The organism is Acidovorax sp. 22279 (genome assembly GCF_052045435.1).
GTDB lineage: Bacteria > Pseudomonadota > Gammaproteobacteria > Burkholderiales > Burkholderiaceae_C > Acidovorax > Acidovorax delafieldii.
Genome location: NZ_JBQEOV010000002.1, coordinates 337,651 through 359,869 on the forward strand (window position 1 = coordinate 337,651; position 22,219 = coordinate 359,869).

Sequence of the window (22,219 nt, forward strand, 5' to 3'; positions counted from 1 at the left end):
CTGGACGAGAAACCGCTTGTCTGCGGATTACCGCGCGGCCAGTGACTTGTACACGCCGCAGCCCACGTACCAGTCCCCCACCCGGCTAACGTAGGACATCTTGGTTTGCACCGCGCCGGTGGCCGGGTTGTTGATGTCGTACTCCACCCACCCCGGGGCGCGGTCGGCCTGGGTCACGATGTCGCTCACCAGCCGGTCACCTGCAATGCCGGGGATGTCTTGCACCCGCGTGCCCACCTTGGCCGGGTTGCCACCAAAGGCCAGATAGGTCCCGCCGGCGTCCAGCACAAACACATACATGTCACGGTCATGGTAGGGCTGGGTTTTGTCGGTGATGCTGCGCAGGAATTGATCACGCGAACTGGTCTTGTGCAGCGCCACCGCCTTGTTCACCAGAGCCACTGCCTCATCGGCTGTGCCCTGCTGCAGGCGAAACGCCGCCACCGCTTGCGACAGGGTGGACGCGCGGTGCTCCAGCGCCTCGGCCTGGGAGACCGCGTGGCCCACCATCTGGGCGTTGTGCTGCGTGATCTGGTCGAGTTGCTGCACGGCGGAGCTGACTTCGCTCAGGCCCGTGCTTTGCTCGGCGCTGGAGCCGGATATCTCGGTCATGCTCGCCGCCACACTGCGGATGCCGCTGGCCATGTTGGCAATGCCCTCTCCCGCCGACCGGATCAACCCGGCGCTGGCCTCCACCTGGCTAACCGAGGCGCTGATCAGCTCGCGGATCTCCCGCGCCGCGTCGCCCGAGCGCTTGGCCAGCGTGCGCACCTCGCCCGCCACCACGGCAAAGCCGCGGCCCTGCTCACCCGCACGGGCGGCCTCCACCGCAGCGTTCAGGGCCAGGATGTTGGTCTGAAACGCAATGCTGTCGATGACACCAATGATCTCGGTCATGCGGCGCGCGCTTTGCTGGATGGCCTCCACCGACTGCACGGCGCGGGCCATGGCCTCGGCTCCGGTGTCGGCTGCCTTGCGTACTTCTGCGGCGCGGGCATCGGCGCTGCGCGCGGTCTGTGCGTTGTTCTGCACGGCCGACGACAGCTGCTCCACGCTGGCAGCCGTCTGCTCCAGGTTGGCCGCCTGCTGTTCGGTGCGATCGGCCAGCGATCGGTTACCTTGCGCCAGGCTCTGTCCCGCATGGGCCACCAACGCAGCATTGCTGCGGATATCGGCCACCATGGCCGACAGTGCGAGCACCATGCGGTCCAGCGACTGGGCCATGGACCCGACCTCGTCCCGCCCATAAACACCCGCCCTGGCACACAAATCACCGCGTGTGGTCTGCTCCATCGCATGCGCCAGGCCTTGCAGGTCCGATGCCAGACCCGCATACAACGCGCACAGTGCATACAGAACCACGGCGGCTGCCAATGCCACCGCCCACCACGGAGCATCCACGGCGGACATCGCCAGGGCGCCACCCATCACCACGCCCAGTGTCACCAGTTTGCCCGGCAGGTGCCACCTGCGCATCCACCAGAGCCCGGGGCGCAGCGGTAGGAATCCAGACATCTTGTCTCCGTTATCGTTTTTGAATGTGGGCCATGCTATGTGCCCGCTCTTACGTCGGATTGACAACTCGGCATGGGGTAAACAGTGCTTGACTCCGCACCTGGCCCCGCCCCTCGCCATGGACGGCGCGACACCCTGCACCGTGCCGTGGGCGTATGCCCTTCGCCCATAATGTCGCTCCATGAATCCCCTGCTCTCCCAACTCCAGCCTTACCCCTTCGAGCGGCTGCGGCAACTCTTTGCGGGAGTCACACTCCCGGCGGCTTACAGCCCCATCAGCCTGGGCATGGGTGAGCCGCGCCATCCTACACCGCAGTTCATCAAAGATGCACTCAGTAACAACCTGGGCGGACTGGCCAGTTACCCCGCCACCGCAGGCGAACCCAAGCTGCGCGAGGCCTTCACCCAGTGGATACAACAGCGCTATGCGCTGAACCTGGACCCGGGCACCCAGGTGCTGCCCGTCAACGGCTCGCGTGAGGCACTGTTTGCGTTTGCGCAGACCATCATCGATCCCTCGCAAGGCCAGCCGCTGGTCGTCTGCCCCAATCCGTTTTATCAAATCTATGAAGGTGCCGCCTTGCTGGCGGGAGCCCAGCCGTACTACGCGGCCAGCGACCCCGGCCGCAACTTTGCGGTGAACTGGGACGCGGTGCCCGAGGCTGTGTGGCAACGCACCCAGCTGCTCTTCGTCTGCTCCCCTGGCAACCCCACGGGCGCCGTGATGCCGCTCAGCGAGTGGAAGAAGCTGTTTGAGCTGAGCGACCGCTACGGTTTTGTGATCGCCTCGGACGAGTGCTACAGCGAGATCTATTTCCGCGACGAGCCGCCCCTGGGCGGCCTGCAGGCTGCGGCGCAGCTGGGGCGCGGCGACTTCAAGAACCTGATCTCCTTCACCAGTCTGTCCAAACGCAGCAATGTGCCCGGCATGCGCAGCGGCTTCGTGGCTGGCGACGCAGCGCTGATCAAGTCGTTCTTGCTCTACCGCACCTACCACGGCAGCGCCATGAGCCCCATCGTGCAGGCCGCCAGTATCGCTGCCTGGGGGGATGAAAAGCACGTGGTGGACAACCGGGCGCTGTACCGCAAGAAGTTTGCCCAGGTCACACCGCTGCTGGCTGGTGTGATGGAAGTCGCCCTGCCGGATGCCGGTTTTTACCTGTGGGCCAAAGTACCGGAAGCCCTGGGGATGGACGATGCCGAGTTCGCGCGCGCCCTGCTGGCTCAATACAATGTCACGGTGCTGCCCGGCAGCTACCTGGCCCGCGAGGCCCAGGGGAGCAACCCCGGCGCCCAGCGCGTGCGCATGGCCCTGGTGGCCGAAGCCGAAGAATGCGTGGAAGCTGCGCTGCGCATCGTGCAATTCATCCAATCCCGTACTGCCTGATCTGATCGACAACAACATGACACAACAACTCCAAACCCTCATCGACAACGCCTGGGACAACCGCGCCAGCCTCTCGCCCGCCGCCGCCCCTAAGGAGATCCAGGACGCCGTCGAGCACGTGATTGCCGAGCTGAACAACGGCAAGCTGCGCGTGGCCACCCGCGAAGGCGTGGGCCAGTGGACCGTGCACCAGTGGATCAAGAAGGCCGTGCTGCTGTCGTTCCGCCTCAAGGACAACGAGGTCGTCAAGGCTGGCGACCTGGGCTTTTACGACAAGGTGCAGACCAAGTTTGCCCACCTGTCCGAAGAAGAAATGAAAGCCACCGGCGTGCGCGTGGTGCCACCCGCCGTGGCCCGCCGTGGCAGCTTCATCGCCAAGGGCGCGATCCTGATGCCCTCTTACGTGAACATCGGCGCCTACGTGGGCGAAGGCACCATGGTCGACACCTGGGCCACCGTGGGTTCGTGCGCGCAGATTGGCTCCAACGTGCACCTGTCGGGTGGCGTGGGCATTGGCGGTGTGTTGGAGCCTCTGCAGGCCGGCCCCACCATCATCGAAGACAACTGCTTCATCGGCGCCCGCTCCGAGGTGGTCGAAGGCGTGGTGGTCGAAGAAAACTCCGTACTGGGCATGGGTGTCTACCTGGGCCAGAGCACCCCGATCTTCAACCGTGCCACGGGCGAAATCAGCTACGGCCGCGTGCCTTCGGGCTCGGTGGTGGTGAGCGGCAACCTGCCCAAAACGGCCGCCAACGGCACGCCCTACAGCATGTACGCCGCCATCATCGTCAAGCAGGTCGATGCGCAAACGCGCTCCAAGACCAGCATCAACGACCTGCTGCGCGACTGATCGCGTTGCATGAGAGCGGCTCGATGGGCCGCTTTGCCGACAGAGACTGACAACAAGAGGGAAACACCATGAGCACGATGGAACGAATTCTTCGCCTGATGGCAGAGAAAAAGGCCTCCGACGTCTATCTGTCGGCCAACGCGCCCGCGCTGATCAAGATCAACGGCGAGTGCGTGCCCATCAACAACCAGATCCTGCCGCCCGATGCGCCACGCAACCTGCTGTCCGAAGTGGTCCCCCCGGACCGTATCGAAGAGCTGGAAGAAACCGGCGAACTCAACATGGGTGTGCCGCTCAGTGGCGTGGGCCGCTTCCGGGTCAGCGCCATGCGCCAGCGTGGCAGCTATGCGGTGGTGATCCGCTTCATCTCGCAGCAGATTCCCGAGTTCGACACCTTGGGCCTGCCCCCGGTGATGCGCGAGCTCATCATGGAAAAGCGCGGCCTCATCCTGATGGTGGGCGCCACGGGCTCGGGCAAGAGCACCTCGCTGGCGTCAATGATCGACACCCGCAACGAGGCGCTCACCGGCCACATCCTCACCATCGAGGACCCGGTCGAATACCAGTTCAAGAACAAGAAATCCATCGTCAACCAGCGCGAGATCGGCAGCGACACCCAGTCCCTGCAGACGGCCCTGAAAAACGCGCTGCGCCAGGCGCCCGACGTGATCCTGATCGGCGAAATCCGCGACCGCGAAACCATGTCGGCCGCCATCGCCTATGCGCAGTCGGGTCACCTGTGCCTGGCCACGCTGCACGGCAACAACAGCTACCACGCGCTCAACCGCATCCTGTCGTTCTACCCCGTCGAAGTACGACCCACCATGCTGGGCGACCTGGCATCGGCACTCAAAGCCGTGGTTTCCCAGCGCCTGGTGCGCAAGACCGACGGCGGCCGGGTGCCGGCAGTTGAAGTCATGCTCAACACCAAGCTGGTGTCCGATCTCATCGAAAAAGGCGACTTCTCGGGCGTACGCGAGGCCATGGAAAAATCCATGGCCGAAGGATCGCAGACCTTTGAAGAAGCGCTGGCCCGCCTCATCATGGATGCGCAGATCGACCGCAAGGAAGGCATGGCCTACGCCGATTCGCCCACCAACCTGATGTGGCGCCTGCAAAATGACTTTTCCTTGGCCGCCAACGCCGCCAAGGCCCAGAAAGAAGCACGCGATGCACCCGACGATGCACCGTCGTTCACCGAGATCGTGCTGGACGTCAAGCCGGCGGCGTGATGTGACGCCCCTTGAGCGGCCTGCGGAGTCCTCCCTCAGGGGAACGACGCGCTCGGTGCCTGGCATCCCCTGCTTGGCGGCTCTGGGCTGGGCCACGCAGCGCCAATGCCTGTATCCATGATCGCAGCCCGGCTGCCTGTCTCCATTCCCTGACCCCATCCCATGTCCCGAACCCTGCACCTGGCTGAACAGCTCATTTCCCTGCCCTCCATCACGCCGGAGGACGCCGGCTGCCTGGATCTGCTGGCCACACGGCTCGCTCCGCTCGGGTTTGTGTGCGAACGACTGGACAGTGGCCCCACAGACTTCCGTGTCAGCAATTTGTGGGCAAAGCGACCGGTAGCGTTAGTGAATCATGCCTCATCTGCTATCAAAACAGTAGTATTCGCAGGCCATACCGATGTTGTCCCCACCGGGCCTCTGGCCCAGTGGAGCAGCGACCCGTTCGTGCCCACCCACAAGGATGGCAAGCTCTATGGCCGGGGTGCGAGCGACATGAAGACCTCCATCGCAGCCTTTGTGGTCGCGGTGGAAGAGTTCCTGGCCGCCACGCCCGCACCGCTGATCGAGCTGGCCTTTTTGCTGACCAGTGACGAGGAAGGTCCTTCCGTTGACGGCACCAAGGTCGTGGTCGAGCAGCTCCAGGCACGTGGCGAAAAGCTTGATTACTGCATCGTGGGCGAACCGACCTCGGTCGAGAAAACCGGTGACATGATCAAGAATGGACGTCGTGGCACCTTGAGTGGCAAGCTCAGCGTACGCGGTGTCCAAGGCCACATCGCCTACCCACAACTGGCCCGCAACCCCATCCACCAGGCCCTGCCCGCTCTGGCAGAACTGGCCTCCACTATGTGGGACAACGGCGATGCGTTCTTTCCGCCCACTAGTTGGCAGATCAGCAACATCCATGGCGGCACCGGCGCCACCAACGTGATCCCGGGCGAGGTGGTGATCGACTTCAACTTCCGCTTCTCGACCGAATCGACGGCAGAGGGGCTGCAGCAGCGCGTGCACGCCGTGCTTGACCGCCACGGCCTCGAATATGACCTGCGCTGGACGCTGGGCGGCCAGCCCTTCCTCACCACGCCCGGTGAACTGGTGGGCGCCGTGCAGCAGGCCATCGCCTCCGAGACAGGCATCACCACCGAACTCTCCACCACCGGTGGTACCAGCGACGGGCGTTTCATTGCGCAGATCTGCCCCCAGGTGATCGAACTGGGCCCGTCCAATGCAACGATCCACAAGATCGACGAGCATGTGGTGGTGGCCGATATCGAGCCGCTCAAGAACATCTACCGCCGCACGCTGGAGAACCTGCATGCACAGGCCCTGGCGGCCCAGGCGGTGGCCGCATGAGCAAGGCAACCAGCCACCACCCACCGGCAGTTGCAGGTGACACCGTTGGCGCACTGATCGAATGGGGCACTCAGCAGCTGGAGTCGGCCGGCGTCTCGTTCGGCCATGGCACCACCAATGCGCACGACGAAGCTGCATGGCTCGTGTTGTGGCGCCTGGGCCTGCCGCTGGATAGCGACCTCTCCGATGCACCAGAGTCCATCAAAAACAAACCGGTAGCGCCCGCAGAAAAAGCGTTGGTTGCTACACTTTTTGAAGAACGCATTGCCAGTCGCAAGCCTGCCGCCTACCTCACGCGCGAGGCCTGGCTCCAGGGCGTGCCGTTCTATGTGGACGAGCGCGCCATCGTGCCGCGCAGCTTCATTGCAGAGCTGCTGGTGGACGGCAGCGTGGACGATTTCCTGAGCGACCGTACCCATCGGGTGCTGGACCTTTGCACGGGCAATGGCAGCCTGGCTGTGCTGGCGGCGATGGCCTGGCCCGAAGTCGAAGTGACCGGTGCAGATATTTCGCCCGACGCCTTGGCCGTGGCACGCATCAATGTGGACAAACATGGGCTGCAGGACCGTATCACCTTGCAGTTGTCCGATGGACTGAGTGCGCTGCCCGGCCCCTGGGACCTGATCCTGTGCAACCCGCCCTACGTCAACGCCGACAGCATGGCCGTGCTACCTAGCGAATACCGCGCAGAGCCCGAACTGGCCCTCGCCGGTGGCAAGGACGGCATGGACTTTGTGCGCCAGCTGTTTGCCGCCGCGCCCGCTTGCATGAGCGAAGACGCTGTGATCATTCTGGAGATCGGCAACGAGCGCGCCTATTTCGAGGCGGCCTTTCCGCAATTGCCGGTTTTCTGGCTCGATACCAGTGCAGGAGAAGACCAGGTTTTGCTGGTCACCCGGCAGGCGCTGGCTGCCCAAACCCGGCTCACGGCACAATAGAGCCCTTTACGCCACCTTTGGCAGCTGCAGCGGCTGTGCCGTTGGCAGTTGCGCTGGCCCCCAGAGTTTTGCATGCCACCCGCCTCGTGCGGGTGCGCTTTTTTCTGATTCCCGGATGATCACCCTCAAGAACGTTACCCTGCGCCGAGGCACGAAAGTCGTGCTCGACAGCGTGTCCACCACCATCAACCCCGGCGAAAGCGTCGGGCTTGTGGGCCGCAATGGCGCGGGCAAGTCCAGCCTGTTTGCGCTGCTCAGCGGCAAGCTCCATGAAGATGGCGGGGATTTTCACATCCCGTCGAGCTGGCGGATGGCCGAGGTCGCGCAGAACATGCCCGAGACCGACCAGTCGGCCACCGATTTTGTGCTCGAAGGCGACACGCGTCTGGCCGAGGTGCAACGCCAGTTGGCCGAAGCCGAGGCCAGCGACGATGGGATGGCCATTGCCCATGCCTATTCGGACCTGCATGACGCCGGCGCGCACGATGCCGTGGCGCGTGCCCAGGCGCTGATCCTGGGCCTGGGTTTTCGCGTGAGCGAACTTGACCAGCCCGTCAACAGCTTCTCCGGTGGCTGGCGCATGCGACTGCAACTGGCTCGCGCGCTGATGTGCCCCAGCGACCTCCTGCTGCTGGACGAGCCCACCAATCACTTGGATTTGGACGCCCTGGTCTGGCTCGAAGCCTGGCTCAAGCGCTACGCGGGCACCATGATCGTGATCAGCCACGACCGCGAGTTCCTGGACGCCATCACCAACGTCACCCTGCAAATCCAGCAAGGCGAGTTGAACCGCTACGGCGGCAACTACAGCAAGTTTGAAGAGCTGCGCGCCCAGCAGCTCGAACTGCAACAGGCCAGCTTTGCCAAGCAGCAGGAGAAGATGGCCCACCTGCAGAAATTCATCGACCGCTTCAAGGCCAAGGCCAGCAAGGCCAAGCAGGCGCAGAGCCGGGTCAAGCAACTCGAACGCATGGAGAAAATCGGGCCTGTGCTCGCCGAGGCGGACTTCACTTTCGAGTTCAAGGAACCGGCCAACTTGCCCAACCCGATGCTGGCCATCAGCGACGCCTCGTTCGGCTATGTGGACGACGAGGGCACGCCCACCACCATTCTTACGGGCGTCAACCGTTCGGTGCTGGCGGGGCAGCGCATCGGCATCCTGGGCGCTAACGGTCAGGGCAAGTCCACGCTGGTCAAGACCATTGCGCGCACCATGAAAGCACTGGGCGGCAGCATCACCGAGGGCAAGGGCCTGAACATTGGCTACTTTGCCCAGCAGGAACTCGACGTGCTGCGCCCCAGCGAACACCCGCTGGAGCACATGATCCGCTTGGCCAAGGAGCTGGGGCCTGATGCCAAGCAACCCAGCCGGGAGCAGGATCTGCGCAGCTACCTGGGCAGCTTCAACTTCACCGGGGACATGGTCAAGCAGGCCGTTGGCACCATGAGCGGCGGTGAAAAAGCGCGCCTGGTGCTGGCCATGATCGTATGGCAGCGCCCCAACCTGCTGCTGCTGGACGAGCCTACCAACCACCTGGACCTGGCCACCCGCGAGGCCCTGGCGATGGCGCTCAACGACTTCGATGGCACTGTGATGCTGGTCAGCCACGACCGCGCCCTGCTGCGCTCGGTCTGCGAGGACTTCTGGATGGTGGGCCGGGGGGTGGTCGGCCCATTCGATGGCGACCTGGACGACTATCAACGTTACCTGCTCGAAGAGTCCAAGCGCCTGCGCGAAGAAGCACGCCTTGCCGAGCAGGCGCTGGCCTCACAAGCTCCTGCAGCAGCGCCCGCCGCAACACCGACACCGGTGGTCGCTCTGGCCTCCGTTGCCGCGCCAGCTCCGGCTCCCGCTCTGTCCCCTTCGCGGGATGGGCGCGAGCAGCGCAAGCTTGACGCTCAAACGCGCCAGCAGCTGGCCGAAAAGACCCGGCCACTCAAAAAAGAGCTGGAACAGATAGATAAACGCTTGACGGTCCTGAGCGTAGAACGCACCCAATTGGAGCAAAAACTGACGGAAGCCTTGCCTCCTGCAGAGATCGCCGAGTGCGGCCGGCGATTGAAAGCCGGAAATGATGAAACGGAAAAACTGGAAGAGCGTTGGCTGGAAATTTCTTCAGAACTCGAAGAAATTTCAGCGGCCTCGGTGGGCTAGAGATGTAAAGTCCTGTAAATTCTTTCCAGAATTTTCCGGACTTTCCATTGACCCATCTCGCTTTTATGCTACCAAATGTGTAGCTATTTTTAGTGTGAACCTACAGGCTATTGCGGTTGCATTTTTTTGCGAAAGGTTGTCAACGGACTGTGGACCGCCCGCGTTGTTGGTACATCACAGGAGTTTTCCACCATGAATACCACCGCAATCTTGTCCGCTTGGCCCGAAGACGAACGCGACCGCAAGCGCGCACCGGCCCGCTTCTGAAAGCGCTGCGGCCTTGCCTCTGTTGTGTAGCCACACAGCGCACATCAAGCATAAACCATACCAAGGCATGAGAAATGTGGCCACATTAGCTCCATATTTCGCAGGTGGACCATAGCAAGGTCGGAGTTAACCTCCGCGATTCTTGCAAGTCCCAACAAAAAACCCCGCAGATGCGGGGTTTTTTGTTGGTCCAAGAGGACGGAACAGCCTTTAGCCCATGTGCAGGCCGCCATTGACCGAAAAGTCTGCACCGGTGGCGTATCCGCCCTCTTCCGAGGCCAGCCAGGCGATGATCGATGCAATCTCGCTGGGCTCACCCAGGCGTTTGACAGGCACCGTGGCGACAATCTTTTCCAGAACATCCGGACGGATTGCCTTGACCATGTCAGTGCCGATGTAGCCTGGGCTTACCGTATTGACGGTGACGCCCTTGGTGGCCAGTTCCTGCGCCAGGGCCATGGAGAAGCCATGCATGCCCGCCTTGGCGGCGGAATAGTTGGTTTGCCCCGCCTGACCTTTTTCGCCGTTGACAGAGCTGATGTTGATGATGCGGCCCCAGCCCTTTTCCACCATGTCAGACACCACCTGTTTGGTGACATTGAACATGCTGTTGAGGTTGGTTTCGATCACGGCGTCCCAGTCTTCGCGCGACATCTTGAGGAACATGCGGTCGCGTGTGATGCCAGCGTTGTTCACCAGCACGTCAATGGTGCCGTGCTCTGCCTTGGTCTTGCCAAAGGCTTCCACGGTGGAATCCCAATCACCCACGTTACCGACCGACGCATAAAACGTGTAGCCCAGGGCCTTTTGCTCTGCCAGCCATTTGGCGTGGTCCCGTGTCGGGCCGCAACCAGCGATGACTTTGAAACCTTCCTTGTGCAGGCGCTGGCAAATGGCGGTACCGATGCCTCCCATGCCACCGGTGACATACGCGACTTTCTGGCTCATGTGATTTCTCCTTGTTAGTGATTGGCTCAGGACCCACTCTACCGAAGAAATTGGGCACTGCCGTGAAGGAAAACACTGAAGCCCTTTCCTTTTTGACATATCCACATGCGTCACACAGCTGACGCGAGGCACGCTTAGCGACGCGTCACCGGCGTAGCGCCTTCAGATGCACCAAATGGAGGCAGCGGATTGGCTGCTGTGGACTGCGGCAGCCCCCAAGGACTGGCTTGAAATGCAGGCGCTGTGTTGCGCTAGACGTGCCGTGGCGCAAGCGGCAAGGATTCCCATCCCGGCTTGGCGAACAGATAACCTTGCTGGTAGCGAACGCCCACCGAACTCAGGTAGGCGGACTCAGCGGAGGTTTCAATGCCCTCCGCCACAATGTCGATGGACAGCCGTTGGCAGACCAGCGCAATGCCGCACACGATCGCCTGTCGCACGGGGTCCTGATCGATGTTGCGAATCAGCTCCATGTCGATCTTGAGCACATGGGGCTGAAATTGCACCAGCATGTTCAGCCCCGCGTAGCCCGCACCAAAGTCGTCGATGGCCGTAATGAGGCCCTGGCGCCGGTATTCATTGAAGATGGACTTCAGGTGTGCACCATTGCTGACCTGCTCGCCCTCCGTCACCTCGAACATGATCCGGTTGTGCGGAAAATCGAACTCTTCAGCCGCCTCCATGGTGGCGCGGATGCAGGTCTCGGGCCGATACACCGCATTGGGCAGGAAGTTGATGCTCAGTCGGCAGTCTGGCAGGCTGGCGAGCCCCAGGCGCGACGCTAGTTCAATGGCCTTGACGCGGCACGCCTGGTCAAACCGGTAGCGGTTGGTGTCATCCACCCACGACAGCACCGTACCAGCCGACTCGCCATCTGCACCGCGCACCAACGCTTCGTAGGCGAATGGGCGATCCAACTCCAGGTCCATGATGGGCTGGAACGCCATCGTGAAATCGAACGGAAGCTGCGTCTTGTCACGACAGGATTGGCAGCCCACAGGTTCGAAGGGTTGGGCAAAAATGGTCACTGTCATGGACAAACATCGTAACGCATCAGTACAAAATTGCGCTCTCCCAGCACCAGTGCAAAGCAAAGCCTTTCGCTTGTCGCAAAGCTATCTGGGTTAAAAGGTTGCGATCCGGACACAACACTCGCAGAGGCTGCCAATCCGCTCTCTGTCCCGTCCGTTCAGCAAAACCAATAAAAAAGGCCGCATGGAAATGCGGCCTTTTGACTGAGACTGGCAGTGACTTCGATCAACGCGTCGTTGGCACCACGCCAGTTGCCCCAAGCTGAAGCTGAAGCTGAGGCTCAGCGCTCCAAAGCCAGCGACACACCCATGCCACCACCGATACACAGCGCGGCCAGGCCCTTCTTCGCGTCACGGCGCTGCATTTCGTGCAAGAGCGTGACCAGAATGCGGCAGCCCGACGCGCCGATGGGGTGGCCGATGGCGATGGCGCCTCCGTTCACGTTGACCTTGGCGGGGTCAATGGCCAGTTCCTTGTTCACAGCGCAGGCCTGTGCGGCGAAGGCTTCGTTCAGCTCGAACAGGTCCACATCGGCGGCGTTCCAGCCTGCGCGCTGCAAGGCCTTGCGCGAGGCCGGCACGGGGCCCATGCCCATGGTGGCAGGGTCAAGGCCGCTGGTGCCAAACGCGGCGATGCGCGCCAGGGGCTTGAGGCCAAGGGCGGCAGCCTTCTTGGCGCTCATCACCACCACAGCAGCGGCGCCATCGTTCAGGCCCGATGCATTGCCGGCGGTCACGCTGCCCGCCTTGTCAAAGGCGGGGCGCAGGCCGGCCAGGGCTTCAGCGTTGGTCTTGCGGTTGAGGTACTCATCGGTGTTGAACAGGATGGGGTCACCCTTCTTCTGCGCCAGGCTCACGCCGACGATTTCATCGGCGAACTTGCCAGCATCTTGTGCAGCAGCTGCCTTTTGCTGGCTGGCCAGGGCCAGTGCGTCCTGCATGTCGCGGGTGATGCCGTACTGCTTGGCCACGTTTTCAGCCGTGATGCCCATGTGGTACTGGTTGTACACGTCCCACAAGCCGTCCACGATCATGGTGTCGATCAGCTTCCAGTCGCCCATGCGCTGGCCGTCGCGCGAGTTGGGCAGCACGTGCGGCGCCAGGCTCATGCTCTCCTGGCCGCCGGCCACGACGATCTCGCTGTCGCCCCAGGCCACAGCCTGGGCGGCCAGCATGATCGCCTTCAAACCGGAGCCGCACACTGCGTTGATGGTGAGTGCAGGGGTTTCCTTGGCCACGCCCGCCTTCATGGAGGCCTGACGCGCGGGGTTCTGGCCCACGCCAGCTGCCAGCACCTGGCCCATGATGACTTCGCCGATCTGGTCGGACGAGAGACCTGCGCGCGCGATCGCTTCACGGATCACGATAGCGCCGAGTTCGGTCGCAGGCGTCTTGGCCAGCGAGCCACCAAACTTGCCCACAGCAGTGCGAGCGGCAGAAACGATGACGATGTCTTCCATGGAATGTCCTTGTAGTGGTAAGTGGTGGTTCAGTGATTCTCGCAGCGCCAAAAGTCAGGACTTTTGCGTATCAGGCTTTCTGCTTGACATAGCGGCCGGGCGCGGGCTCGATGGCCTTGAACTTGGTGCCTTTGCCATAGGCCTTGGGCGCAGCAATCTGTTTGCCCGCATGGCTCTTGAGCCAGCCTGACCAGTCGGTCCACCAGCTGCCGGGGTGCTCGGTAGCGCCTTCCAGCCATTGGTCCAGCGTGCCTGGGAACTTGCCGTCGGCGCGGATCCAGTGGCTGCGCTTGCCCTTGGCGGGTGGGTTAATCACGCCCGCGATGTGGCCTGAGGCGCCCATCACAAAACGCTTCTTGCCCGGCAGCACCTGGGTGGACGCATAAGCGGCCGTGGCGGGCACGATGTGGTCTTCGCGCGAGCCGTAGATGTAGACAGGCAGGTCGAGGCTGCCCAGGTCCAGCTTTTCGCCGCACACGGTGAGCTTGCCCGGCTTGACCAGGTTGTTTTCTAGGTAGAAATTGCGCAGGTACCAGGCGTAGAACGGGCCGGGAAGATTGGTGCTGTCGCTGTTCCAGTACAGCAGGTCAAACGGCGGCGGCGTTTCGCCCTTGAGGTAGTTGCCCACCACGTAGTTCCAGACCAGATCGTTGGGTCGCAAGAAGCTGAAGGTGGACGCCAGGTCCTGCCCCTTCATCAGCCCGCCATGGCCCATCTGCATCTCGCGGAACTTCACGAACGCCTCGTCGATGAACACATCGAGGATGCCGGTGTCGGAGAAATCAATCAGTGTGGTGAGGAAGGTGGCGCTGGCCACGGGCTCGTCGCCGCGCGCTGCCAGCACGGCCAGCGCATTGGACAGGATGGTGCCACCTACGCAAAAACCCAGCGCGTTGATCTGATCGGCACCGGTGATGTTCTGCACTACGTCGATGGCGGCCATGGCGCCATCTTCCACGTAGTCGTCCCAGGTCTTGTGGGCCAGGCTGTCATCAGGGTTGCGCCAGCTCACCACGAAGGTGCGGAGGCCTTGTTCCACCGCATAGCGGATCAGCGAGTTCTCGGGCTGCAGGTCAAGGATGTAGAACTTGTTGATGCAGGGCGGCACCAGCAGGAACGGGCGCTCGTACACCTTGGCCGTGAGGGGCTTGTATTCGAGCAGCTGGAACAGCTCGTTTTCGAACACCACAGCGCCTTCGGTGGTGGCCACATTGCGGCCCACCTCGAACAGGCTTTCGTCGGTCATCGACACATGGCCCTGCGTGATGTCGTGCAGCAGGTTCTGCATGCCCTTGGCAATGCTCTCGCCCTTGGTCTCGATGGCTTTCTTCTGCGCTTCGGCATTGAAGGCGAGGAAGTTGCTGGGTGCCATGGCTGCCATCCACTGCTCCACGCCAAATCGGATTCGGGCCTTGGTCTTTTCGTCGGCCTCGACCGCCTCGGCCAGCCCCATCAGGGTGCGGGCATTGAGCAGGTAGGCGGCGGCTGAAAACGCTGCCACAGGGTTGCTGGCCCAGCCCTCTCCGGCAAAACGCTTGTCCTTGACCTCGGGGGTGCCCTGCAGGCCCTGCGCCCAGAGGTCCTGCGCTTCTTTGAGGTATTGCTGCTGCAATGCCTGCAGCTTGGTTTGCGACAGCTTCAGGGGTGCGGCGGCGGGTACCTGCGCCCCCAGGTCCAGTTTCTGGAACGATTGCAGCGCCTGCGACCAGCTTTGCCCGAAAATCTGCTGGAACTGCTGGGCGCTCTCGGCCCAGGGTGATTCAGAAGTCATGCTCATTCCTCGATGGTTGGTCGCTCACAGCGGCTGGGGCCTGATTTTTGTTTCGCGGGTTCATTGTTGCCCACCGCCATGGTGCATGGCAACGAATTCAACGCTTTCAGTGCACACAAACCAATGTACCTCATCGTCATCGCCTGGACCTACGTCACTCTCATGATGGCGGTGGCCGAGGCCACCAGTCCGCAGGGCACCGTGCTGGGCGCCATCATCACGTTTGCGCTGTATGGCCTGCTGCCAATGGGCATCCTGGTGTACATCCTGGGCACGCCTTCGCGCAAGCGCAAGATCAAGGAACGGGAGGCGGCCGAACAGGCTGCGTATGACGCGGAGCAGGCTGCGGCCCGCGTGGCCGATGCGGGAGCCGAGCCGGCAGCGTCAGCCGCGCCAGATGCAGGCGGCAAAGCGCCCGCTGCCGCCGAGGGCGGCGCTGTCGCGGCGGTGCGAAAAGAACCTTGAGGCCTGCGTGACAGTGCACCACGGCGGGGTGCTGTCGTTGCCGTATATGTGCGTGATGCCCATGGCACGCAGCCGCAGCCGGGCCAGCCCTGCCAGATCGCACAGGTACTTGCCCGGTGCGTCGGGACGGGCCACAAAACATGGAGCAGCCGCAGCGCCCAATGCGCCCGGCGCGTCGCAGAACGCTGCGCGCACCTCAGCCCCTACCTCGAAAGCTGTGGGGCCTATGCAGGGGCCCAACCAGGCCAGCGTGTGGGCAGCAAGCTCTGAAACGGCCGGAGAGTCTGGCGCAGATGCTCCTTTTTTGATAGCTAATGAGGCATGATGCACTAGCGCTTCATGGCAAAAATGCTTGAAAACCGATTCCAGCACGCCCTGCCCTGCGTGCCCGGCCAGTCCGCGCCAGCCGGCGTGGGCCGCAGCCACCACCTGGCCTGAGCGGTGGGCCAGCAGCACGGGCAGGCAGTCGGCCACCATGATGGTGCAGACAGCGCCGGGTGCGCTGGCTACGCAGGCGTCGGCCTCTGTGCCGTCGGGGGTGCTCGCATCCAGCAATACAACGCCATCGCCGTGCACCTGGTTCAGGAACACCGCGCGGGCGTCCGGCGTGGTGAATTGCAAGGCGGACTGCAAGGTCTGCCGGTTGGCAGCCACTGCCAGCGGATCGTCGCCCACATGGGTGCCCAGGTTGAACTGGTCGTACGGTGTGCGGCTCACGCCGCCCGTTCGCGTGGTGCACAGCGCATGCACACCGGGCGGTGCGGGCCAGTCGGGCACCAGCCAGTCTGCGTGCCGGCTTGGGACCGACGATGACACAGGCGTCACGTTTCGTTGTCCGGGCAGGCCGAGGGCTGCGCCTGCTGGAATGCAGGCAGTGCCATACAGGCGTCAAACACCCCCATGGTGAGCGGCAGGCCGTCCAGACTGACCTTGAAGCGCTGGGCGTTGAAAATCTGCGGCACCAGGCAGCAGTCGGCCAGCGTGGGCGTATCGCCCCAGCACAGCACCGAGGGCGCCATGCCCTGCGCTGCGCGTTCTTGCGCCAGCAGCTCCAGCTGCCGCTCAAACGCCTCCAGACCGCCACGCACCCAGTGGTGGTACCAGGCGTTCTTGGCATCCTCATCCACCTTCAGGTCGCGCACCAGGTACTTGAGCACGCGCAGGTTGTTGAGCGGATGGATCTCGCACGCCACCATCTGCGCCAGCGCCCGCACCCGGGCCCGGGCCAGCGGCGTGGCGGGCAGCAGGGCGGGCGTCGGGTGGGTTTCGTCCAGGTATTCGATGATGGCCATGGACTGGGACAGCGCCGTCCCTCCGTCGGTCACCAGCGTGGGCACCAGTGCGTCGCCGATGCGGCGCAGGTACTCGGGGTCCTTGTGTTCGCCCTTGACGAGGTGCACGGGCAGGTAGTCATAGTCCAGGCCCTTGATCTGCAGCGCGATGCGCACGCGGAACGAGGCAGAGGAGCGGAAGTAGTTGTACAGCTGCATGGAAGAACGGTGCCTGTGATGGGGTCTGTGGGATACGGAACCGGCGCAGCGTGGTGCCAGCACGCCGCAGATGGCAAGCCTCTGGGGCCTGAGAGCGCGGGACGTGCCGATCAGGCGCCCGAAGTGCCTGCCGGGTCCTGGTGGTTGTATACGACTTTGGAGAGCAGCACCATCAAGTCGGCGCTTTCCTGGGCGGTGAGCGGTGCGGTCAGGCGTTCCTGCACCCGCTGGGCGGCGTCGCGCATCTGCAGGGCGGCTACTTCTCCTTCGGGGGTGATCCACAGCAGCTTGCGGCGGCGGTCGCGGGTGTCGGGCTCGCGGCGGATCCAGCCGCGTTTCTCCAGGCGCCCGATCACCGAGCCGGAAGTGGCTGCATCAAACGCCACGCGGGCCGCCAGGGTCACCTGGTCTTCGCCCGGCTGGGCCAGCAGCTCGTGCAGGATGGCGAACTGCACCGGCGTCACGTCAAATCCGGCCGTCTCTTCCATGAAAAGTGCCACGGTCCGCTGGTGGGCGCGGCGCACCAGGTGGCCCGGCGTATTGTGGAAATCGAAGCTCTTTGCCATGGGCGCGAGTGTAGCGCCCCCCCAGCAGAGGGTCTGCGCCCATGGCACACTGCCACACTGCGGCGCACACGGTACTGCGCCCGGCTTTTTGACAGCATTCCCAGAACCATTGAAAGGCAGACATGAGCTACGTGTTTCCTCCAGCCCCCGTGGTCAGCGTGCCCGTGGTGGGCAGCGGCGAACGGTTTCCGGTGCACCGCATCTACTGCGTGGGCCGCAACTACGAAGAACACGCCAAGGAGATGGGTTTCACCGGCCGCGAGCCACCGTTCTTCTTCCTCAAGCCTGCGGATGCCATCGTGGTCGTCAACGCGGGCGAAACCGGGCAACTGCCCTACCCCAGGCTGACCGCCAACCTGCACCACGAGATCGAGCTGGTGCTGGCCATTGGCAAGGGCGGCAAGAACATCCAGGCTGCCGACGCTTTCAGCCACATTTATGGCTACGCCGTGGGCCTCGACATGACCCGCCGCGACCTGCAAAACGACATGAAGAAACAGGGCCGCCCCTGGTGCATTGGCAAGGGCTTCGACGCCAGCGCGCCCATCGGTCCCATCACGCCGGCAGCCCAGGCAGGTGATGTGGCCAATGCGCCCATCTGGCTGCAGGTCAACGGAGCGGACCGCCAGCGCAGCACCGTGACCCAGTTGATCTGGAACATTGCCGAGACCATCGAGCACCTGTCGGCCGCGTGGGAGCTGCAGCCCGGCGACCTGATCTACACCGGCACCCCCGAAGGCGTGGGCGCCGTGGTGCGTGGCGATACGCTCGAAGGCGGTGTGGACGGCCTCACGCCTTTGCGCTTGACCGTAGTCTGAAGACCACCGGGCTGCCCTGCTGCCCGGCCAGGCGAACGCTGAAAACGCTACGATTTTTATAGCTGGTAGCGCATGTTTCACTAGCGCCATCAGCCATTCTTACCCTCAAGCCCCTGCATGACCTACCGCAGCCCCATCAAACATTGCCGCGCCTGTGGCACCGCCGTGGTGTACCGCCTGCCGGACGACGGCGACACCAAACAGCGTGCGGTCTGCCCCGCCTGCAACACGGTGCACTACGAGAACCCGCTCAATGTGGTGGGCACGTTGCCCGCGCTGCCCGATGGCCGCATCCTGCTGTGCAAACGAAACATCGAACCCCGCTGGGGCAAATGGACGCTGCCCGCAGGCTTCATGGAGCTGGGCGAAACCACGGCACAGGGTGCGGCGCGCGAGACCGATGAGGAAGCCGGAGCGCAGATCGAGATCGGCCCCCTGTTCAGCCTGCTGAACGTGCGCCGCGTGGGCCAAGTGCACCTGTTCTACCGGGCCACGCTGCTCAGCGACCAGTTCAACCCGGGCTACGAAACCATCGAGGCGCGGCTGTTTGCCGAAGACGAGGTACCCTGGGACGAGTTGGCCTTCCGCACTGTGAAAGAAACACTGGAGTGCTACTTTGCCGACCGCAAGGCGGGCACCATGGGCATGCACTTCATCGACATTGAGTAGGCCCTGCCATGACAGTTGCCACCCCCGCAGCATCACCCGTGACCACCCCGCAGGCCAGTGTGCCGCCCGATGGCCTGCCCGCCTACCGCCTGCTCACAGGCCCCGACGACGCCAGCTTCTGCCGCCGCGTGAGCGACGCGCTGGCGCTGGGTTATCGGCTGTATGGCTCTCCTGCGGCCACCTTCAATGGGCAGACCGTGATCGTGGCCCAGGCCATCGTTTGGCCCGGTACGGTGGCCTGACTGCGCGGCCAACCCATCAGGCCGTGGTCTTATCGCACCTGCCGCGCGCAGCGCATCAAGGCTTGGCTGGAATCACGATGACGGTATTGCCGTCGCCCGAGCTACCGGCACTGCCGGTGTTTCCGGTGTTGCCCTTGCTGCCGGTGTTGCCCGTATTTCCCTTTGCGCCCGTGGCCCCCGTGTCACCCTGGTAGCCGGTAGCCCCCTGCATGCCGGTGGCCCCGGTGCTGCCCTGTCCTCCGGTGGCCCCTGTCGAGCCCATACTGCCTGTGGCACCGGTGTAGCCCGTATTGCCCTGGTTGCCCGTGGCTCCCGTCGCGCCGGTGTAGCCGGTATCGCCAGTCTTGCCGGTGTAACCCGTGTTGCCGGTGTAACCCGTGTTGCCGGTGTAACCCGTGTTGCCGGTATTGCCTTGCGCGCCCGGAGGGCCCATGGGGCCGGTGCAGGCGCCCAGGGTCAGGGTGGCCAGTACCAGCAAGGTGGTGGTGATTGTTTTCATGGTGAGTCCTTTGGCGTTGCATGCAGTCCAACGACTGCATGCGCCACTGTGCGGGGCACCTCTGGCAGGGTCTGTTCGCTTGCGCGCTTAGTGCGGGCGACAAACGCTGGACGCAGACTTTGGCGACAACGTCCTACACCTCGCAAAGCCCCCTACCCAGGCGGCCTTGCTGGAAGGACCCAAGGCAACACCCACCCCATCGCGCCGAAGGCGCTGGCGCCACAGAAGCCCAGAAGACGCAACGGCCTATTCGCCCCCCACCCGGTCTTCCGCAGGCACAGGCGGCGAGACAGAACCCGGTGGGTCAATGGTGACCGGCGGCAAGCCTCCCGCACCGGCAGGCCGAGGCGGCATGGCAGGCACCGGGGGTTGCTGGGGGTCGGTACGGAACAGCCCCCGGATCCAGTCGCGCATGGTGCTGAGCGAGCTGTCGGGCGGTGGCGGCGGGCTGGTGTCAAACTCGTCCACAAACCGGTCGTTGCCGTCGATCACCTTGTTGCGGATGGCCTGCTGCATGAACTCGCCCACCATGGGCAACGCACTGCGCGCGCCCTGCCCCCAGTAGTCGCTGCGCAGCGTGATGCGCCCGTCGTTGAAGCCGGCCCACGCGCCCGCCACCACGCGGGTGTGCATCAGGATGAACCAGCCATCGGTGTTGTCTTGCGTGGTGCCGGTCTTGCCCGCCACGTCGGCCTGGATGCCATACCGCGTGCGGATGGCCGTGGCCGTGCCCCGGTCCACGGCACCGCGCATGGTGTTGCGCAGGGTCTGGGCAGCCCGGGGCTGGAAGACCTCTTCGGGAACAGACTTGGCAAATGTCTCCAGCACCTTGCCGTGGCGGTCTTCGATGCTGGTGATGAGCACGGGCTCCACATAGCGGCCCAGGTTCACGATGCTGCTGTAGGCCGAGATCATCTCCTTGAGCGTGACCGGGCTGGTGCCCAGCGCGAGGGACGGAACCTCCTCCAGCTTGGACTGCCGCACGCCCAGGGCGCGTGCCACTTCGGCCACGCGGGCCGGGCCCACCTGCTGCATCACCTGCGCGGTGATGGTGTTCTTCGACAGCGCGAGGCCATCGGCCAGCGTCATGGGCTGGTCGCTGGGCGGGCCGCCATCGGTGGGACGCCAGACGCGGCCACCGCCCAGCGGGATTTCGACGGCGGTATCCATCAGCGTGTCTTCGGGCGTGGCGCCGTTGGCAAACGCAGCGCCATACACAAATGGCTTGAAGGTGGAGCCCGGCTGGCGGCGCGCAGCCTGCACATGGTCAAACGGGTCTTGCGCAAAGTCGCGGCTGCCCACCCAGGCCAGCACATGGCCGGTGACCGGGTCTTGCGCCAGAAAGCCCGCCTGCACACGCGTTTTTTCGGCGCGCAGCTTGGCCATGAAGGAGGCGTCATCCATCAGCGCCTTCAGGGCGTCGTCAGGGGTGTCGCCCTTGTCCACGGCCGCGCGGTATTCGGCGCTCTCGCGCACCAGGGTCTGCACAAGCTCGTTCTTGGGGCCCCAGCCATTGCGCTGCGACCAGGCGGTGTCCGCCACGCCTTGCAATTGGCGGCCCTGCCGTGCCACCGCCTGATTGGCATAGGCCTGCAGGCGCGAATCAATGGTGGTGCGAATCACCAGACCGTCCGAATACAGGCTGTAGCCCTTGCTATCGGCCCAGTCGATGAGCTGCTTGCGCAGCTGGATCGCGAAGTGCGGCGCCGGGCCCATCACCTCCGTCTGGCGTTCGAAGTTGATGCGCAGCGGGCGTTTTTGCAGGGTCTCGAACTGCTTGGCATCGAGCTTGCCCCGCTTGACCATCTGCGACAGCACCGTGTTGCGGCGGGCCTGCGCGCGCTCGGGGTTGAGCACCGGGTTGTAGTAGGCCGTGCCCTTGAGCATGCCAATCAGGGTGGCGCTTTCCAGCACATTGAGCTTGTCGGCCGACTTGTCGAAATAGGTGCGCGCGGCCATCTCGATACCATAGGCGTTGTACAGAAACGGCACGGTGTTGAGGTAGGTCTCCAGGATTTCGTCCTTGGAATACGACGCCTCGATCTTGAGCGCGGTGATCGCCTCCTTGAGCTTGCGCGTGAGCGTGCGCGAGCGCCCGATTTCCTCTGGGAACAGATTGCGCGCCAGCTGCTGGGTGATGGTGGAGCCGCCCTGCGGGTCCCCGCGCAGCGTCAGCACCACCGACGACGCCGTGCGCCGCCAGTCCAGTCCGAAGTGCTTGTAGAAACGGTGGTCCTCGGTCGCTATCAGCGCGTCCACCACGTTGGGCGAAATCTGGTTCAGCTCCACCCATTCGCGGTTGGCCCAGCGGTATTCGGCCAGCAGCTTGCCGTCGGCAGACATGAGCTGCGCCGGCAGCTCGCTCTTGGCCTTGCGGATGTCGCTGATGCCGGGAGTAAAAGGCACCAGCGCCAGCGTGAACACCAGCAGCGCAGCGGGCACCGCCACCACCGTCCACAGCAGCAGGCGCCGCACGGGCCAGGGAACCCAGGCCAACAGGCTCGCCATGCGGGCCCGAAAAGAAAGCAGCCAGTTGTGCATCAATGAATCGCCGGGAGAT

At 63.7% G+C, this 22,219-nt stretch carries 20 protein-coding genes; 10 read left to right on the top strand and 10 right to left on the bottom strand.

Features of this window, described 5'->3' with window-relative positions:
• Positions 1 to 27 precede the first annotated feature (27 nt).
• On the bottom strand, positions 28 to 1,515 hold the full coding sequence (locus tag ACTJKQ_RS04330) for a methyl-accepting chemotaxis protein (RefSeq protein WP_440596122.1): 1,488 nt from the start codon (positions 1,513 to 1,515) through the stop codon (positions 28 to 30).
• A gap of 181 nt (positions 1,516 to 1,696) precedes the next feature.
• On the opposite strand from ACTJKQ_RS04330, the gene dapC reads away from it, so the two are divergent.
• The 6 genes from dapC (at position 1,697) to ACTJKQ_RS04360 (ending at position 9,433) form a co-directional block, all read left to right on the top strand.
• A complete protein-coding gene (dapC, locus tag ACTJKQ_RS04335; protein ID WP_440596123.1) occupies positions 1,697 to 2,902 on the top strand; it encodes a succinyldiaminopimelate transaminase in 1,206 nt (401 codons plus the stop codon).
• A gap of 16 nt (positions 2,903 to 2,918) precedes the next feature.
• Positions 2,919 to 3,752 carry a 2,3,4,5-tetrahydropyridine-2,6-dicarboxylate N-succinyltransferase gene (gene dapD / locus ACTJKQ_RS04340; protein WP_056062639.1) on the top strand — a complete coding sequence of 278 codons (834 nt, stop codon included), beginning with the start codon at positions 2,919 to 2,921 and terminating at the stop codon, positions 3,750 to 3,752.
• 68 nt (positions 3,753 to 3,820) lie between these two features.
• Positions 3,821 to 4,984: a PilT/PilU family type 4a pilus ATPase gene (locus ACTJKQ_RS04345; RefSeq protein WP_440596124.1), complete on the top strand. Its 1,164-nt coding sequence runs from the start codon at positions 3,821 to 3,823 to the stop codon at positions 4,982 to 4,984.
• Between the two features lie 162 nt (positions 4,985 to 5,146).
• Entirely contained in the window at positions 5,147 to 6,340 is a 1,194-nt protein-coding gene (gene dapE / locus ACTJKQ_RS04350; RefSeq protein ID WP_440596125.1) for a succinyl-diaminopimelate desuccinylase, read from the top strand.
• Positions 6,337 to 7,278, top strand: coding sequence for a 50S ribosomal protein L3 N(5)-glutamine methyltransferase (gene prmB / locus ACTJKQ_RS04355; RefSeq protein ID WP_440596126.1), 942 nt, complete (start codon positions 6,337 to 6,339; stop codon positions 7,276 to 7,278). The genes dapE and prmB overlap by 4 nt, the downstream gene beginning before the upstream one ends.
• Before the next feature lie 115 nt (positions 7,279 to 7,393).
• Positions 7,394 to 9,433, top strand: coding sequence for an ABC-F family ATP-binding cassette domain-containing protein (locus ACTJKQ_RS04360; RefSeq protein WP_440596127.1), 2,040 nt, complete (start codon positions 7,394 to 7,396; stop codon positions 9,431 to 9,433).
• Positions 9,434 to 9,910: 477 nt separating this feature from the next.
• On the opposite strand, the gene phbB is transcribed toward ACTJKQ_RS04360, so the two are convergent.
• The 4 genes from phbB to ACTJKQ_RS04380 all read right to left on the bottom strand — a co-directional run bounded on the left by phbB (position 9,911) and on the right by ACTJKQ_RS04380 (position 14,910).
• Positions 9,911 to 10,648, bottom strand: a complete 738-nt coding sequence (gene phbB / locus ACTJKQ_RS04365) for an acetoacetyl-CoA reductase (protein WP_056062618.1) — start codon at positions 10,646 to 10,648, stop codon at positions 9,911 to 9,913.
• Between the two features lie 251 nt (positions 10,649 to 10,899).
• Positions 10,900 to 11,682: an EAL domain-containing protein gene (locus ACTJKQ_RS04370; protein ID WP_056744951.1), complete on the bottom strand. Its 783-nt coding sequence runs from the start codon at positions 11,680 to 11,682 to the stop codon at positions 10,900 to 10,902.
• A gap of 278 nt (positions 11,683 to 11,960) precedes the next feature.
• On the bottom strand, positions 11,961 to 13,139 hold the full coding sequence (locus ACTJKQ_RS04375; protein ID WP_440596128.1) for an acetyl-CoA C-acetyltransferase: 1,179 nt from the start codon (positions 13,137 to 13,139) through the stop codon (positions 11,961 to 11,963).
• 70 nt (positions 13,140 to 13,209) lie between these two features.
• A complete protein-coding gene (locus tag ACTJKQ_RS04380; protein ID WP_440596129.1) occupies positions 13,210 to 14,910 on the bottom strand; it encodes a PHA/PHB synthase family protein in 1,701 nt (566 codons plus the stop codon).
• 123 nt (positions 14,911 to 15,033) lie between these two features.
• On the opposite strand from ACTJKQ_RS04380, the gene ACTJKQ_RS04385 reads away from it, so the two are divergent.
• The gene (locus ACTJKQ_RS04385; RefSeq protein ID WP_056745193.1) at positions 15,034 to 15,375 is read left to right on the top strand and encodes a hypothetical protein; all 342 of its coding nucleotides are present in this window, start codon (positions 15,034 to 15,036) and stop codon (positions 15,373 to 15,375) included.
• On the opposite strand, the gene ACTJKQ_RS04390 is transcribed toward ACTJKQ_RS04385, so the two are convergent.
• The 3 genes from ACTJKQ_RS04390 to ACTJKQ_RS04400 all read right to left on the bottom strand — a co-directional run bounded on the left by ACTJKQ_RS04390 (position 15,295) and on the right by ACTJKQ_RS04400 (position 17,431).
• Positions 15,295 to 16,200, bottom strand: coding sequence for a polyphenol oxidase family protein (locus tag ACTJKQ_RS04390; RefSeq protein WP_440596130.1), 906 nt, complete (start codon positions 16,198 to 16,200; stop codon positions 15,295 to 15,297). The genes ACTJKQ_RS04385 and ACTJKQ_RS04390 overlap by 81 nt on opposite strands.
• Positions 16,197 to 16,865 (bottom strand): maleylacetoacetate isomerase, encoded by a 669-nt coding sequence (gene maiA, locus ACTJKQ_RS04395; protein WP_440596131.1) that lies wholly within the window; start codon positions 16,863 to 16,865, stop codon positions 16,197 to 16,199. The genes ACTJKQ_RS04390 and maiA overlap by 4 nt, the downstream gene beginning before the upstream one ends.
• A 110-nt stretch (positions 16,866 to 16,975) precedes the next feature.
• Positions 16,976 to 17,431, bottom strand: a complete 456-nt coding sequence (locus ACTJKQ_RS04400; RefSeq protein WP_043566498.1) for a MarR family winged helix-turn-helix transcriptional regulator — start codon at positions 17,429 to 17,431, stop codon at positions 16,976 to 16,978.
• Between the two features lie 122 nt (positions 17,432 to 17,553).
• Between ACTJKQ_RS04400 and ACTJKQ_RS04405 the strand changes: the two genes are divergently transcribed.
• The 3 genes from ACTJKQ_RS04405 (at position 17,554) to ACTJKQ_RS04415 (ending at position 19,160) form a co-directional block, all read left to right on the top strand.
• The gene (locus ACTJKQ_RS04405; protein WP_440596132.1) at positions 17,554 to 18,249 is read left to right on the top strand and encodes a fumarylacetoacetate hydrolase family protein; all 696 of its coding nucleotides are present in this window, start codon (positions 17,554 to 17,556) and stop codon (positions 18,247 to 18,249) included.
• 117 nt (positions 18,250 to 18,366) lie between these two features.
• Entirely contained in the window at positions 18,367 to 18,918 is a 552-nt protein-coding gene (locus tag ACTJKQ_RS04410) for an NUDIX hydrolase (RefSeq protein WP_440596133.1), read from the top strand.
• An 8-nt stretch (positions 18,919 to 18,926) separates the two neighbouring features.
• Positions 18,927 to 19,160, top strand: coding sequence for a DUF1737 domain-containing protein (locus ACTJKQ_RS04415; protein ID WP_440596134.1), 234 nt, complete (start codon positions 18,927 to 18,929; stop codon positions 19,158 to 19,160).
• Positions 19,161 to 19,215: 55 nt separating this feature from the next.
• On the opposite strand, the gene ACTJKQ_RS04420 is transcribed toward ACTJKQ_RS04415, so the two are convergent.
• Positions 19,216 to 19,659 (bottom strand): collagen-like protein, encoded by a 444-nt coding sequence (locus ACTJKQ_RS04420; protein WP_440596135.1) that lies wholly within the window; start codon positions 19,657 to 19,659, stop codon positions 19,216 to 19,218.
• A gap of 246 nt (positions 19,660 to 19,905) precedes the next feature.
• On the bottom strand, positions 19,906 to 22,200 hold the full coding sequence (locus tag ACTJKQ_RS04425) for a penicillin-binding protein 1A (RefSeq protein WP_440596136.1): 2,295 nt from the start codon (positions 22,198 to 22,200) through the stop codon (positions 19,906 to 19,908).
• Positions 22,201 to 22,219 lie beyond the last annotated feature (19 nt).